Annotated in this window: 12 protein-coding genes; 8 read left to right on the top strand and 4 right to left on the bottom strand. The window is 51.7% G+C overall.

Annotated elements, in window-relative coordinates:
- The first annotated feature begins 14 nt into the window (after positions 1-14).
- The 3 genes from KF947_RS00560 (at position 15) to KF947_RS00570 (ending at position 3,331) form a co-directional block, all read left to right on the top strand.
- Positions 15-605: a malonic semialdehyde reductase gene (locus tag KF947_RS00560; protein ID WP_223289214.1), complete on the top strand. Its 591-nt coding sequence runs from the start codon at positions 15-17 to the stop codon at positions 603-605.
- A 116-nt stretch (positions 606-721) separates the two neighbouring features.
- Positions 722-1,459: a sulfite exporter TauE/SafE family protein gene (locus tag KF947_RS00565; protein WP_133732459.1), complete on the top strand. Its 738-nt coding sequence runs from the start codon at positions 722-724 to the stop codon at positions 1,457-1,459.
- Between the two features lie 90 nt (positions 1,460-1,549).
- Positions 1,550-3,331, top strand: a complete 1,782-nt coding sequence (locus KF947_RS00570; protein ID WP_227405173.1) for an extracellular solute-binding protein — start codon at positions 1,550-1,552, stop codon at positions 3,329-3,331.
- A gap of 57 nt (positions 3,332-3,388) precedes the next feature.
- Here the strand turns inward: KF947_RS00570 and KF947_RS00575 are convergent, their stop codons facing one another.
- Complete coding sequence (locus tag KF947_RS00575) at positions 3,389-4,192, bottom strand: SDR family NAD(P)-dependent oxidoreductase (protein WP_133732461.1); 804 nt, start codon at positions 4,190-4,192, stop codon at positions 3,389-3,391.
- A 396-nt stretch (positions 4,193-4,588) separates the two neighbouring features.
- Between KF947_RS00575 and KF947_RS00580 the strand changes: the two genes are divergently transcribed.
- A complete protein-coding gene (locus KF947_RS00580) occupies positions 4,589-5,419 on the top strand; it encodes a 3-keto-5-aminohexanoate cleavage protein (protein ID WP_227405174.1) in 831 nt (276 codons plus the stop codon).
- Between the two features lie 215 nt (positions 5,420-5,634).
- Positions 5,635-5,922: a hypothetical protein gene (locus KF947_RS00585; protein WP_027959459.1), complete on the top strand. Its 288-nt coding sequence runs from the start codon at positions 5,635-5,637 to the stop codon at positions 5,920-5,922.
- An 83-nt stretch (positions 5,923-6,005) separates the two neighbouring features.
- Here KF947_RS00585 and KF947_RS00590 read toward each other — a convergent pair whose 3' ends face one another.
- The 3 genes from KF947_RS00590 to KF947_RS00600 all read right to left on the bottom strand — a co-directional run bounded on the left by KF947_RS00590 (position 6,006) and on the right by KF947_RS00600 (position 8,576).
- Positions 6,006-7,217, bottom strand: a complete 1,212-nt coding sequence (locus KF947_RS00590; protein ID WP_227405175.1) for a toxic anion resistance protein — start codon at positions 7,215-7,217, stop codon at positions 6,006-6,008.
- Positions 7,218-7,335: 118 nt separating this feature from the next.
- Positions 7,336-8,277 (bottom strand): cobyrinic acid a,c-diamide synthase, encoded by a 942-nt coding sequence (locus tag KF947_RS00595; RefSeq protein WP_227405176.1) that lies wholly within the window; start codon positions 8,275-8,277, stop codon positions 7,336-7,338.
- A gap of 110 nt (positions 8,278-8,387) precedes the next feature.
- Complete coding sequence (locus KF947_RS00600) at positions 8,388-8,576, bottom strand: DUF2892 domain-containing protein (RefSeq protein ID WP_133732465.1); 189 nt, start codon at positions 8,574-8,576, stop codon at positions 8,388-8,390.
- Positions 8,577-8,945: 369 nt separating this feature from the next.
- Between KF947_RS00600 and KF947_RS00605 the strand changes: the two genes are divergently transcribed.
- The 3 genes from KF947_RS00605 to KF947_RS00615 all read left to right on the top strand — a co-directional run bounded on the left by KF947_RS00605 (position 8,946) and on the right by KF947_RS00615 (position 13,503).
- Positions 8,946-10,067, top strand: coding sequence for an endonuclease/exonuclease/phosphatase family protein (locus KF947_RS00605; RefSeq protein WP_227405177.1), 1,122 nt, complete (start codon positions 8,946-8,948; stop codon positions 10,065-10,067).
- A 370-nt stretch (positions 10,068-10,437) separates the two neighbouring features.
- Positions 10,438-11,685 carry a carboxylate--amine ligase gene (locus tag KF947_RS00610; protein ID WP_413614125.1) on the top strand — a complete coding sequence of 416 codons (1,248 nt, stop codon included), beginning with the start codon at positions 10,438-10,440 and terminating at the stop codon, positions 11,683-11,685.
- A gap of 195 nt (positions 11,686-11,880) precedes the next feature.
- Positions 11,881-13,503: a BCCT family transporter gene (locus tag KF947_RS00615; protein ID WP_227405178.1), complete on the top strand. Its 1,623-nt coding sequence runs from the start codon at positions 11,881-11,883 to the stop codon at positions 13,501-13,503.
- The last annotated feature ends 42 nt before the right edge of the window (positions 13,504-13,545 follow it).

Here is a 13,545-nt window from a genome sequence, read left to right on the forward strand (position 1 = left end):
AAAGAGGAAATGACATGACGACGATTGATCAAAAAGCTATTGCAACTCTGTTTACTGAAGCACGTACTCATAACGTTTGGCAGGATCGTGAGGTAAGTGAAGACACCCTGCGCGAACTGTATAACCTAATGCATTTCGGCCCCACGTCCATGAATTGCCAGCCGTCGCGGATTATTTTTCTGACCACCGATGCTGCAAAAGAGCGCCTGAAGCCAGCGCTGTTACCGGGCAACCAGGAGAAGACCATGAAAGCCCCGGTGGTGGCTGTGATTGGTTTTGATACCGAGTTTTATGAGCACTTGCCGCGTATGTTTGCCCATAACAAGGATGCCAAGTCATTATTCGAAGGTAAGCCGGACTTTATTCACTCCACAGCGTTCCGCAATAGCTCCATTCAGGGCGGCTATCTCATTTTAGCGGCGCGTGCACTTGGCCTGGATGCAGGCCCCATGTCTGGATTCAACAATGCGGCCGTGGATGAAGAGTTCTTCCCTGACGGTAAAGTGAAGAGCAACTTCCTGTGTAACTTAGGCTATGGCGATGCCAGCGCATTGTTTCCCCGTGGTGATCGCTTCTCCTTCGATGAAGTGTGCAACGTCATATAAAAAACACATAGCTAACGCTTTCTTGCTGACCCAACGAAAGGGGGCCGTGACTGTCATGGCCCCCTTTTTCGCTCTTTACGAGAGGAGCCGCGGCTCACTATTACTGAGGCTTTCGAATGGTTGTCGACTGGGTATTTGTGGCGCTAATGATTATTGCAGTGCTGCTCACCGGTATTTCCAAGTCAGGATTTGCTGGTGGGGTGGGTGTTGTAGCCGTGCCGTTGATCTCGTTAAAAGCGAGCCCAACATTTGCGGTGGCGGTGATGCTACCCCTGCTAATTGTGATGGATATCTTTAGCCTAAAAGCGTGGTGGCGACAGCGGGTTGATCGTTTATTGTGGTTGATGTTTCCACCTGCGATATTGGGTGTTGGAGTAGGTTATTTCACCTATGGCTGGTTTGACGAAGCGCTCCTGAAGCTACTGCTGGGTATTTTTTCAGTGCTGTTTGGTCTATGGGGGCTTTTTAAACCGCTACGTGGAAAGCGGCTGCCTGCTTGGGTTGGTCGCCTGAGTGGTGGGATGGCAGGGTTTACCAGCTTTATTGCCCACGCGGGTGGTCCGCCGCTTAACTTTTACTTGTTGCAATGCCAACTGACGAAACAGCAGTTTCTGGGCACAGCAGTGGTGTTTCTGGCGATTACAAATTTGGTCAAGCTGGTTCCCTATACCCTGCTGGGCTTGGTGAATATCGATAACCTGACGACAGCGCTACTACTGATGCCGGTTGCGTGGTTGGGAGTTAAGTTGGGGTTGGTTATTCAGAAACGCATCGATGGTGAGCTATTTTTCAGGGTGATCCTTTGCCTACTGATCTTGCTAGGTATCCGGTTAATCATGGACGGTATCATCTGACGCTTGAATACATTAAATAGCGGCCGATCGTTAAAAGCGCTTATCACTATTTTGTTAGTCTTATGGCTTTATGATGCCTAGGGGGTTGTCATGAGAGACGGTCACGCTGAGATAAATGAAGCTAAGCCAGAAGGACCGTACGATAAGCTGTCGCAAATGCCCCCTTCAAAAATTTCTAATACAGAGTTTGCTCGTTTTATCGATTTCATTGAAAAATTCGAAGATGAAACTGAAGGCACGCTCTCCATGGCCCTCGGCTATCGTGAAATGCGCATGCTGCTGCACGTCATGCGCAACCATCTTGCGGGTAGATTAACCACTCCAACGTCGCTGGCAGATGCGTCTGGTTTGACTTACGGTACGGCAAAACGCGGTATCGAGAGTATTATGCAGCGTGGCTTACTTATCTCACGCCCACGAACTAAGTCGGGTAAGACGGTTTCGTTGCATCCTTCCCCTCAAATGATTCAAGAGTGGGAGAGCTACGCTGAGCGAATTAAAGGACTTCTCGGACCGTTGTTCGGTATAGCCCCAGGTTCAGACACTGCCAGTAAAATCTTTTTGGGAATGTCGTCAACAGATCGGGTGATATCGACGCCAGCAGTGCTGTCGGCACGGCTTCAATTGAAGGGTGGATTACGTGTGTTAGCGCATGCTGACCCAACGTTTATGGCCATGCATAATCTTAAACGACAATTAGAGTCGATCTTCGGTCTAGAAATACGCAACAAAGCAAGGTCAATCGATAATCTTCTAGATGAGATCCTCGATAATGCCCGTTTGGCGAAGTCGCGCTATGACGTGGTGGCCTGTGATCTGCCCTGGTTTGGTGAATTAGCGGCCAGCGGTATTCTCATGCCTCTCGATACGCTAATTAAACGCGATAATTACGATCTTTCTGATTTCCATCCCATGGCTATTCAGAGTTCAGGGTATGCAGGTAGTCAGTACGGTATACCTGTTCAAACCACACCGGAATTACTCTGTTATCGTCAGGATGTTTTCGATGCGGCGCAGTTAACGCCGCCCACCACCACGGAAGCACTGGTTAAAGTCGCTAGGCAGTTGCATGACCCAGCCAAAGGACGCTACGGCATTGCCTGGAATGCGGCAAGAGGCACGCCCCTTGGGCATACCTTTAGTTTTTTAATGGCAAAGTTCGGTCAACCGCTGCTTAATCTACCTAGCGGCCAGGGCGGTTATGATTTTCAGCTAGCCCTGGGCGAGCAGTTGCGCCCGATGTTTCAGTCAGATGCCGCTTATAGGGCCTGCGAATATATGCTGGATATTTTGAAATATTCGCCGCCGAATATTCTCAGTATGTCCTGGTATGAACGTGCCCAGTCGTACGCATCAGGAGAGGCCTGTATGGCCTACTGCTATACACTGCTCGCACCGCTGTTTGAGTTGGATCGGCACTCTCCTGCATATGGCAATACTGGCTATCTTCCCCATCCAGTTGGAAATCATGGTCGCGCCATAACTCCGATCGGTGGTTATGCCCTCGCTATTCCCGCTAACTTAGCACCAGAGCGTGTTGAGGCAGTATGGACAGCACTTAGACACCTGACCTCAGCCAATATGTCCAAACTTTACATTATGAACGGTAGCCTGGTAACGCCTCGTTTCAGTGTTAGTAAGGATCCAGAAGTGTCCGCATTATCGCCGCTAATTAAGATTGTCGATGATATGGCAAAGAAGGATATTTTACAGGCATGGCCACGCCCGCCCGTGCCTGGGGTTACGGAGGTCATCAGCATTGCAGGAAACGAGATATTTGAAGTGCTGGATGGACGGCGCTCTATCAAAAAAGCACTCTCTATTGCTCAAGAGCGTGCCGATAAGGTGATGCGCGAAAAGGGACATTATTAGTCAGGAGTGAGGCTTAGCCCCATGCCTAAGAGACAGGCATGGGGGCGTTGTGCTCACTTACTGCATAATCATACCGCCATCAATCATCAACAGCTGACCGGTCATGTAATCAGATTCAGCGCTGGCCAGGAATGAGGCGGTGCCGACCACATCTTCCGGGTAGGAGTAGCGCTTCATTAAGATCATTTTCTCAGCAAGCTCGTCCATAGACTGGCCTTGCTTATCGAATTTGCCGATACTGACTAAGTCTTTATCGAGCTGCTCCCACAGTTCAGTGCGCACTACGCCGGGGCCATAACCATTGACCGTAATATTGTGGTCGACCAGTGCTTTGGCGCCGCCGTTAATCATCGCCAGCACAGCGTGTTTGCTGCATGAGTAGGGCACAACGTCATCAAAGGCCTGTCGAGACAGAATTGAGCCAACGTTAATGATTTTATAAGGGCCGTTTTCTTTGCCCTGGTCAATCATCTGCTTGGCTGCTTCCTGCATGCCGAGCAGGCAGCCCAGCGCGTTAACATCCATTATCTGATGCCAGTTTTCCTCAGTGATATCAAGGAACATCAGTGGCTTATTGATGCCCGCATTATTGACCATTACGTTCAGGCTACCAAAGGCATCGACCGTTGCTTTAACTGCAGCCTGCACTTCAGCACGATCGGTAACGTTAAGTTTGACTGCAATAGCATCGCCTCCGTTTGCTTTGATACGTGAAGCGACTTCTTCGCACCCTTCAATATTGATATCCGCCACGCAAACCTTCGCCCCTTGAGCAGCATAATGTTCGGCAACGGCGGCGCCCATGCCGCGTGCAGCACCTGTGATTAAGCAATTTTTACCTTTGAGTCGAGTGTTGTCCATGAGGTTACCTTGGAAGTCTTGTTGTGAGTATCTCCACGTCACCCTAGATAAATAGTCATCCTTGTGGGGTGGCTGAAGTCCGCGTTAACAAGGAAATCTGTCATTTACTAGGTATCGCGATTGGCAGATTTTGTTACCTTGTGTGGGCATATTCTCGGGATGTGACACCGGCAATGACAGGTTGGTCAGTCGTTAATATGACCAGATTGGACTTTTCTAATGGCGCTGCGTTATGGGAAGGGAGGTTTTTTGGGATTTAATGTCTTCTTAGTAGTAGTTCAAACAATAACGTTTTGGATTGCTAAATGATGCAGGCTCGTAGCAAGTTCCTATAAATGGATCCGATGCTAAACGGTTTAACCTATTTATACTCAATAAAAACAAGGAGAGGCGTCCATGTCTAAGCCCTGTATTATCTGTGTAGCCATCACTGGCAGTCTGCCACGCAAAGAGAATAACGCTGCAGTACCCATCACTATTGATGAACAGGTTGAAAGCACTCAAGCGGCGTTTGAAGCCGGTGCCAGTATTGCCCATTGTCATGTGCGTAACGATGATCAAACGCCCTCGTCCGATCCAGAGAAGTTTGAACGTCTTATGGAAGGTCTTAAGAAGCATTGCCCAGGCATGATTATTCAGTTTTCCACCGGCGGGCGCTCTGGTGCAGGTGAGGCTCGCGGTGGTATGTTGTCGCTTAAACCCGATATGGCCAGCCTTTCGGTAGGCTCTAATAACTTTCCAAACCGCGTTTATGAAAACCCACCTCAGTTGGTGGAATGGCTTGCCGCTGAGATGCTCAAGTACGATATTAAACCCGAAATTGAGGCATTTGATCTATCGCACATTCATCAGGCGGTCTCGCTTTCTAACCAAGGAAAACTCAAATTACCGCTTTACGTCCAGTTCGTAATGGGCGTAAAAAATTCAATGCCAGCAGACAAGCCAACGTTTGATTTTTATATTGAGACGCTCAAGCGACTGGCGCCGGACGCCCAATGGTGCGGTGCAGGTATTGGTGCAAATCAGTATTTGCTTAACGAGTGGTCGATCGCTGCGGGCGGCCATACACGCACTGGTCTTGAAGATAACGTACGTCTTGATCGAAATACACTGGCTTCTTCCAATGCTGAGTTGGTAGCGCGAACTGTTGCATTATGTAGTAAATATCAGCGTCCAGTGGCGACCTGGAAGAAAGCGCGTGAAATATTGGGGCTTAAAATTACTTAAAGGTTGTCACCGGGATACCAAGCAAGGCACTCGTCATTGCCATTAAACTAGAAAAAGAAACGCCTTCAACGATACTTTTAGCATGTGTTCGCGTTGTAGCTATCAGCCTTTCAAGTGCAAGCCTCGGATTAACAAGTTGAGATTTCCAGCTAATCTGGTAGACATAGATTCACATCGAATCCGTCATACCCGTTACCGCAAGGGGAGGTATCACCATGAGACAGCGCGATGAATTCGTTGAAGAAATGAAAGCCAGGCTCGATGAGTGGAATGCTGATATCGATAAGCTGACTGCCAAGGCGCGTCAGGCGAGCGACGAGGCGAGGGTCAAGTACCAAGAGGACATCGAGCGACTCAAGAAGCGTCAAGCAGAGACTCAGCAAAGGCTCGATGAGCTTCAGCATGCCAGCGAAGCTGCCTGGGAGACTGTCCGCCAAGGTATGGAAGACTCTTGGGAGCTGATGCGCAAAGCCTTCCGGGACGCCTCTTCTCGTTTCAAGTAGTTGATTCAGCGAACCTAAACAGCCAGCTTATTCAACTAGCTTATTCTACTAACAGTGCGCTTCACTTTGAAAAGCCTGAACAATCAGCTGGGGTCGCGACCATCTTTTGGTTGCGATTCGCTGCCTTCTTGAAGGCGTTCGATGGACGCATTTCCCTGTTTAGCCAAAGTCGCTAATCTGTCGATTTGCTCATCCAGGCGGGGCAGGGCCTCTTGCCGATAGCTGGATAGATCGTCGATGGCGCCCATCACCTCGCTGAAAGCCTCCTCAAGCACTTGCATGTCGAGCATTGCGGAGGAGGCACGCTTCTGGATGTCCACGCCTTGCTGCCGCAGCGCCTTGGCAGTGCCACCAATCATCTGTGATGTGGTCGTATTGAGGGCTTCGATGCGATCCAGCACCAGGCGCTGATTAGCCATTGCCATGGCCACCGTCACCGCGACGGTGAGCGCCGAGACGGTGACGTTAATGGCTCTGTCCACACCGCGCATTAATTCACGGTTGTTGCGGATAATCACCTCTAGTGCCAGCACGCCCTGCTGACTCACCGCCAGTTGTTGCTGGAGGTCGACAATGCGCTGACGGAGGGGAAAGAGTAGTTCTTCCTCAAGAAATTGGCGCCGCGGATCATCGCCATCGCGAGCGGCGATCTCTTCCTGCAGGCGGCGATCGATCATGCGCCCCAGCGCAATTTGGCGGTTCAACTCGCCAAGAATTTTAGTTAACGCCTGCTGGTCATCGTTCAGCGTGAGGTTGTCACGATGCAGCATGTCCCGTCCGCTTTCCAGATCCTCGATGATCGCATCCAAGGCCTGCTGGGTATTCTCGAACTTGCGAAAGTAGCGCTGCAGGCGGCTATCCAGGCCAGGAATGACCGCTAGAACGCGATCCAATGTAGTTGGTGCCAGGCGATGGCGTGCAGGGTCGAGCCCCTCCATACGCCCGCGCAGATCGGTCAGTGCCTTGGCGACCGGCCCGCCTTCGTCGCCCTGGTGGGCCAGCTTGCGCAGCGGTGTTTGCAGCATGGCACTGCGATGGGCAGCCTGCTGCTGCAGTTCAAGGCCCATCTCATCCACGGCACGGCGCTGGCGAACCACTGATTCCTCGTCACCCTCGGCGAGAATATCCTCGACAAAGCGGTCGGCCATCGCCTCAAGCTCAGGATCGATGTCACGCTCATCGGGGGCGACTGAATCAGCCTTACTCGCTCCCAATTGACTCGCCCCCAACTGGTCAGCGATCTCGTCCACCGGGGGCAGGGAGAGGCGACGTTTGTCATCGGATTGCTGAGCCATAGACATCTCCTGAGCTATTAAAAAAAGCTCGATTAGATAAATCGGTTAAATAAAACCGTTTATAAAAAACCGTTTATAAAAACATAGTAAAAACTGCACGATACCACTGAATGCCATCTTAATCTTTGCGGGCATAACGATCAGCACCTTCGACGAAAAGGCGCAGATCCTCCAGTGCTTTTTCGGTGGTAACCGACGCCTGGGGGCGAGCCGTCTCGATGCGCGCCATGGAAACGGCGGTATCGTCGAGTACGGTCAAGGCGGATTCGATACGGGCAGAGAGCTTGTTCAGTCGATGTTCGGTTTCCACTAGCAGATCGAGGCGACGCACCAGGGCCGTGCGCTCTTCATCGCTTAATCGTTTGCCCTCCCGTTCCAATCGACCTCGGACGTAATTACCGTCCACGCTAACCACACCCCTTGCCTGGGAGGCCATGGTCGTCAACGTATCCACCGCACCAAAACAAACTTGAGTGACCAAGCCTTGTGAGCGCTCGAAGGCCAGTTCGCCAGTGTGGAATCGGTCGCCCAGCACGTCCATCACATGGTGGTAGCGGCTATAGAGGCGGTCTGTGAGGATAGCCAGATCGGGACGGTGCACGTCGAGCAGGTTCTGCTTGGCCCGGCACATGGCTAGTACTAGGTCGTTGGCTCCCACGGGGGGGCTTGCGGGATCGAGCACCGAGACACCTGCTTCATAGGCGTTGCGCTCCTCTTCAGCACGCCGCCGCTGTGCTTCGGCCTCTCTTTGAACCTCGTGGCGACGCAAGCGGCGGCGGGCCAGCCAGCCGCGTAGCGTTCGCTCGACAGGGAGTGCCACTGGAATGGCGACGAGGCCCGTCAGCCAGCCAAACAGGCTGGGGCTGAAACCACCCCATAGGGAGGTCAGCCACAGTAACATGCTGATGGTAGGGACTATCAGGCAATAGCGGGCAATCACCTGGAGTCGACTGGGCGTCGCCAGCGGAACCGCCAAACCAGGATTGAACAGGCCGACCAGTAGCCAGGGCAGGCAGGTCATAAACAGGCCATAGGAAAAACCCTGCAGGAATCCCAACATAGATATGGCTATCCTTCAGTCATGGAGCGCAAACACTGCGCGTAGAATAACTGAGATAGGTCGCTAAGCACCAGTTGGGCAGCTACAGGCCATTGGCTGGCTGAAAGCTACTATTTAACCTTGCAGGTATTAACACCTAGTAGCTTGTAGGCTGGGCAGAAGTTAAATAGCCCTGTGGCAAGCGGCAGCACGCCAATCCACCCCCAAAGCCCGATAGTGCCTGTCAGGGCCAGTACAATCAGTACAATCCCCACCAGGATGCGTAAAATTTTATCGATACCACCGACATTACTGTTCATAACGGACTCCTCGAACTCAGTTTGGTGTGCAATTGTAATAAAGCCTTTGTATTAACCATTTGGAATAACGTAATAACCTATTATTCGCTTAACGAGCATAGCCGTCATTTTGGCTAAGAGCACGACGCAAGTGGTCGTAGCTTGATCCATATCAAGCCAATAGGGTGTTAGTGGTTGCGAACTGATTTACAGCGGGAGAGAGCTGGATTACGTCGATTTAGTGGGTCAGTGCTATGACGGTGTCTCTCAGATAAATGGGCATGCAGCTATCCAGAGAGGGGTATGCTTAAATCGTCACAATATCTGCGGCAATCTAGGCCGGCATAACCGGGATCCTCCTGGTTACCGTTGCCGCATTTGAGAGGTTTCATGTTGTTAAAACTCCTTCTCTGGTTTATCCGGTTATTGGTGCTCTTGATGGTAGTGGTGGCCTTGCTGCCATTAATACCCAGCGGTCAGTGGTGGATCAGGCTGTGGGATTTTCCACGCCTGCAGCTAACGAGCGCGTTGGTCTTGCCAGCGCTCCTTCTGGGCGTTCACGCTTGGCTTAAGCGCCCACGAAAAGAGCACGCCGTATGGGGAGTGGTCATTCTTGTGATAGCAGGATGGCACTTAACACACATCCTGCCGTTTACATCCGTTTGGTCGACTGAGGTGCCCACCGCTGAGGTAGAGCCAAAAGAAGGCCAGATAACGTTAAAAGTGCTGACGGCAAATGTTGATTACAAAAATGATCGGTATGCTGAGGTAGTGGCAATGGTTCAGCAGGAGGAGCCTGATTTACTGCTGCTAATCGAAGTCAATAACGCCTGGGCCGAAGGCTTGGCGCCACTTGACGAGGAGTACGCCCACCGAGTAGGGGAGGTTCGCGATGAGGGGCTTGGAATAGTGCTTTGGTCGCGGATTCCGCTGCTGGAGCAGGGAGTAGAATATTTAGTCTCAGACCGTAGACCCTCCATTTTTGCAACGATTGACGTACCAGGCATCGGGCCAGTGCGCTTCGTTGGCGCCCATCCGGTTCCGCCAGGGCTGCAGGAACGAACCGTTAGCAACGAGGATGAACGACGAGACAGTCGAGAACGCGATGCAGAGCTGATGCTCATTGCTCGGCATGTGGAAGAAGACCCGGACAACCGCTGGATCGTCACCGGTGATTTTAACGACGTTGCGTGGTCTGACACCACCAAGCTTTTCGCTGACTTGAGTGATCTCAAAGATCCTCGCCGTGGCCGGCGATTGCTGAGTACCTACCATGCGGAGTACCCATGGTGGCGATACCCGATAGACCATCTGTTCGTTTCTGACGGTTTCCATCTTATTGATATCGACAGAGTGAAGGTGCAAGGTTCTGACCACTTCGGCCTCGCTACCACGCTAACCGTTGGCCGCAAAGATCATGGCAAGCCGGAGGCTTCCGCAGAAGAAGAGCAGGAGGCCGAAGAGATGGTCGAGGAGGGGGCTGAAGACGCCGCTGAGCATGATGGCGGTTAGTCGAAGACGCGGTAATAAAGGCTCGATCTTCTGAATTTCTTCGATGTGTGTGGTTCTGTTGTTCAACAGCGCTTTAGAAATTATGCCCATCTATCAGTGAGATAACTTCTACAGTTATTCAACAGAAACTCTACAGATTAATTGCCATATGTAACTGGATCGACTAACTTAGTTACACGGGTGCGCTAAAAACTTTCCTAATGCTGGCTTGCTCAATCGCTCCTGAACACAAATGACTGCGGCTCAGCTCACTTGGTGCGCTCCAATCTAAGCCCAGTCAATTTGGGTCAACCAGCAAGGAGGACATCGAATGTCGATATCATCAGAAAAGCAAATGCCCGAAGCAGTAGCGGCCTGGCGTGATCCGGAAATGGACTCGGTTAAAGGCACCGAGACCCCTAAAGATCCGAACAAAGGTTATATCGCTCTACTTGGCTGGAGTGTCAACGCGATCAAGGCTGCGCAGAAATTCGACCGCCGCTATATCGTCGTCGCTCCAGAGTGGGCCGCCGATTTCTGTACCGCGAACAATATACCTTTTATCCCATGGGACTTTATTCGCTTGAATGATCGCTCCATGGAGATAGCCGTAAAGCTCAAGGAAGAAGGTGTAGACGTCGCTATCCCCCTGTTCGAAGAAACCGTTGAGTGGTCTGGTGCCATCAACTCCGTTCTTCTCGACAGCCCGCGCATGTACGGTCAGTCCATTCTGTTCCGTGACAAGGCGCTCATGAAACGCCGTGCTCAGCTTGGTGGCATTCGTGTCGGGATTTTTGAAGAGGCGCACGAGAAAGAAGACATTGTTCGCTTTATGAAGCGCGTCAACCAGACGCTGCTGAAACTTGACGGCGATCCAGATGACCCGATTCACGTCAAGGCCTTCGATAAAGCCGGTTGTCTCGGCCACCGCATGATCCGCACGATAGAAGAAATTGACAACATCCCGGATGAAGAATATCCGCTGCTGATGGAAAGTCACTTGAGCGGTTGGGAGTTTGCCGTTGAAGCCTGGATACATGATGGCAAAATTCAGTTTCTGAATATTTCGGAATACGTGACATTGGGCTATTCGGTATTCGTGCCTGCTACTCAGGAGCTTGAGAGCTGGCGCAATGCGATCACCAAGCAGATTGAGCTGTTGATCAAAACCTTCGATATCCAGTTCGGCCTGATTCACCCCGAGTACTTCGTCACGGCGGACGGCGAGATGTACTTTGGCGAAGTTGCTTATCGCCCACCCGGCTTTAAAGCATTCGAACTGATCGAAAAAGCCTACGGTTTCAACGCCTATCAAGCGTCAATGTTGGTATTCGACCCGAAAAGCACGAAAGAGGAAGTGGCGGCATTCTTCCCCCGTGAAGTGGTCGATGCGAAAGGCTATGCAGGCTGTTTCGGTGTCTATCCACGCCGTCGTGTTGTCAGCAAGCTGGAAATGCCCGAAGAGACGATTAATCACCCGTATTTCGAGTCACACGAACTGGTCGCACCGGCAGAAGAGACCGTGCCCGACCGATCAGCCTTCGGGACTCATTGGGGGCTAGTTTTCTTCTTTGGTGACGATCCCATCAAGATGCGCGATCTGCTCAAAGCTCAAGAGGATCTGGATTTCTACGTCTAGCGTTTGTTAATGCAGTAAGCGGTTCTTTGGGCACTTGTATCAGTATCAGGAGTACTCCAAAACCTGAAGCTGGTACAGGCGCCCTTTGTTTTTGCCTGTGCGGCTTTCTCCTGGGAAAACTTCAAGGTTCGATAGCGCCTTGGCGTTATCGATCAATGACTCCTATGTTGTTGGAACGACACGGGAGGAATAATAATGGATGCACTAGCGAGAAAATTGGGCCTCAAGACGGATCCGATTATTTTTTTCACGTCCGCAGGGATTATGATCCTTTTTCTTGTGGTGCTGCTGATTGCGCCAGAACCCATAGGGGCAGCTTTTGGTGCCGGTAGGGAATGGATCGTTACCAACCTTGGCTGGTTCTTTATTTTAGGGGTAACAAGTTGGGTAGCATTTCTGCTCTGGCTGGCAATTAGCCGTTACGGGGCGATTCGCTTGGGCGGCAATAATGCAAAGCCTGCCTACGATAATATCTCCTGGTTCACCATGCTGTTCGCAGGCGGCATCGGCACGGTATTGATGTTCTGGGGCGTTGCTGAGCCTATTTCCCACTTTTCTAATCCACCCAGGCCTGATGTCGTCCCTTTCTCTGTGGAAGCCGCCGACGATGCTATGAGTTTTTCAATCTATCATCTGGGTCTACACACCTGGGCGATTTTCGCTATGCCCGGGCTGGCTTTTGCGTACTTTATCTACCGCTACAATCTGCCGATGCGCTTTAGTTCAGTATTCTATCCGCTGTTAGGCGACCGCATTTATGGCCCCCTCGGTAAATCGCTTGATGTCTTCGCGATACTTGGCACCCTGTTTGGTGTAGCCGTCTCTATCGGCTTGGGCACTCAGCAGATCAACGCGGGTCTTACGGAACTGTTTGGTGTTCCGGATTCGGTCATCACCAAGGTGTTCATCATTGCCATACTGACGGCTGTCGCCGTAGGGTCGATCGTGGCGGGGCTGGATTCCGGCGTTAAACGGCTTTCCAATATCAATATCGCCATGGCCGTCGGCCTGTTGCTATTTGTACTCTTTACCGGATCGACCGTTTTCCTTTTACGCGCGGTGGTCGAAACCTTTGGCCTCTACATAACGAATCTGCTGCCCATGGCTTTCTGGAATGACACGCTGGCAAGCTATTCCAGAGATGGCGGTACATGGGGCTGGCAGGGTAGCTGGACGGTATTTTATTGGGCCTGGACAGTCACGTGGTCGCCCTTTATCGGGATCTTTGTAGCGCGAATTTCGCGCGGGCGCACCATCCGCGAGTTCGTCCTTGGTGTGCTTTTTGCCCCCTCCATTTTTACGCTGGTCTGGTTTGCAATCTTTGGCTGGTCGGCAATGGAGATTGACGGGATTGGGCCCGATGCTCGAGAAGCGCTGGGGGAGCAGGCCGGTCTTTTATCCGCCGCTGTAGGTGAAAGCATTCCCCTCGCCATGTTCGCCTTCTTCGAGAACTTCCCGGCTGCCACATTAATCCAGGGCTTGGCCGTTGTGATTGTCGCTATCTTTTTTGCCACATCATCGGACTCTGCGTCCTTGGTAGTCGATATGCTGTGTACCGGCAGCGCAGACCCTGGCCCATGGCATCAACGGGTTTTCTGGGGCGTCTCTGAGGGTATGCTGGCAGCGATGCTCATTGTGCTTGCTGGTGATGCCGGGCTTACCGCCTTGCAGGAGGTGATTACCGTTGTTGGCCTTCCGATGTTCATTTTGGTGTTTGCAATGATGTTCGCGCTATACCGCGGTCTGTCTCAAGAATACCTTAGCGAAGTGCAGGTGGGGCGCCCGCCCACACGGGAGGAGTTAGCGCCAGATGAATAGGTGAGTTGAGAGCGGTGGTCGGACATGCTCCGCTACCACCGC

Origin of the sequence: Halomonas sp. FeN2, assembly GCF_020595105.1 — a bacterium.
Taxonomy (GTDB): domain Bacteria; phylum Pseudomonadota; class Gammaproteobacteria; order Pseudomonadales; family Halomonadaceae; genus Vreelandella; species Vreelandella neptunia.

What these genes read in the sequence shown, in the direction of transcription:
- KF947_RS00560 (WP_223289214.1), top strand. Translation starts at nt 15, where the DNA reads ATGACGACGATTGATCAAAAAGCTATTGCAACTCTGTTTACTGAAGCA.
- KF947_RS00565 (WP_133732459.1), top strand. Translation starts at nt 722, where the DNA reads ATGGTTGTCGACTGGGTATTTGTGGCGCTAATGATTATTGCAGTGCTG.
- KF947_RS00570 (WP_227405173.1), top strand. Translation starts at nt 1,550, where the DNA reads ATGAGAGACGGTCACGCTGAGATAAATGAAGCTAAGCCAGAAGGACCG.
- KF947_RS00575 (WP_133732461.1), bottom strand. Translation starts at nt 4,192, where the DNA reads ATGGACAACACTCGACTCAAAGGTAAAAATTGCTTAATCACAGGTGCT.
- KF947_RS00580 (WP_227405174.1), top strand. Translation starts at nt 4,589, where the DNA reads ATGTCTAAGCCCTGTATTATCTGTGTAGCCATCACTGGCAGTCTGCCA.
- KF947_RS00585 (WP_027959459.1), top strand. Translation starts at nt 5,635, where the DNA reads ATGAGACAGCGCGATGAATTCGTTGAAGAAATGAAAGCCAGGCTCGAT.
- KF947_RS00590 (WP_227405175.1), bottom strand. Translation starts at nt 7,217, where the DNA reads ATGGCTCAGCAATCCGATGACAAACGTCGCCTCTCCCTGCCCCCGGTG.
- KF947_RS00595 (WP_227405176.1), bottom strand. Translation starts at nt 8,277, where the DNA reads ATGTTGGGATTCCTGCAGGGTTTTTCCTATGGCCTGTTTATGACCTGC.
- KF947_RS00600 (WP_133732465.1), bottom strand. Translation starts at nt 8,576, where the DNA reads ATGAACAGTAATGTCGGTGGTATCGATAAAATTTTACGCATCCTGGTG.
- KF947_RS00605 (WP_227405177.1), top strand. Translation starts at nt 8,946, where the DNA reads ATGTTGTTAAAACTCCTTCTCTGGTTTATCCGGTTATTGGTGCTCTTG.
- KF947_RS00610 (WP_413614125.1), top strand. Translation starts at nt 10,438, where the DNA reads ATGGACTCGGTTAAAGGCACCGAGACCCCTAAAGATCCGAACAAAGGT.
- KF947_RS00615 (WP_227405178.1), top strand. Translation starts at nt 11,881, where the DNA reads ATGGATGCACTAGCGAGAAAATTGGGCCTCAAGACGGATCCGATTATT.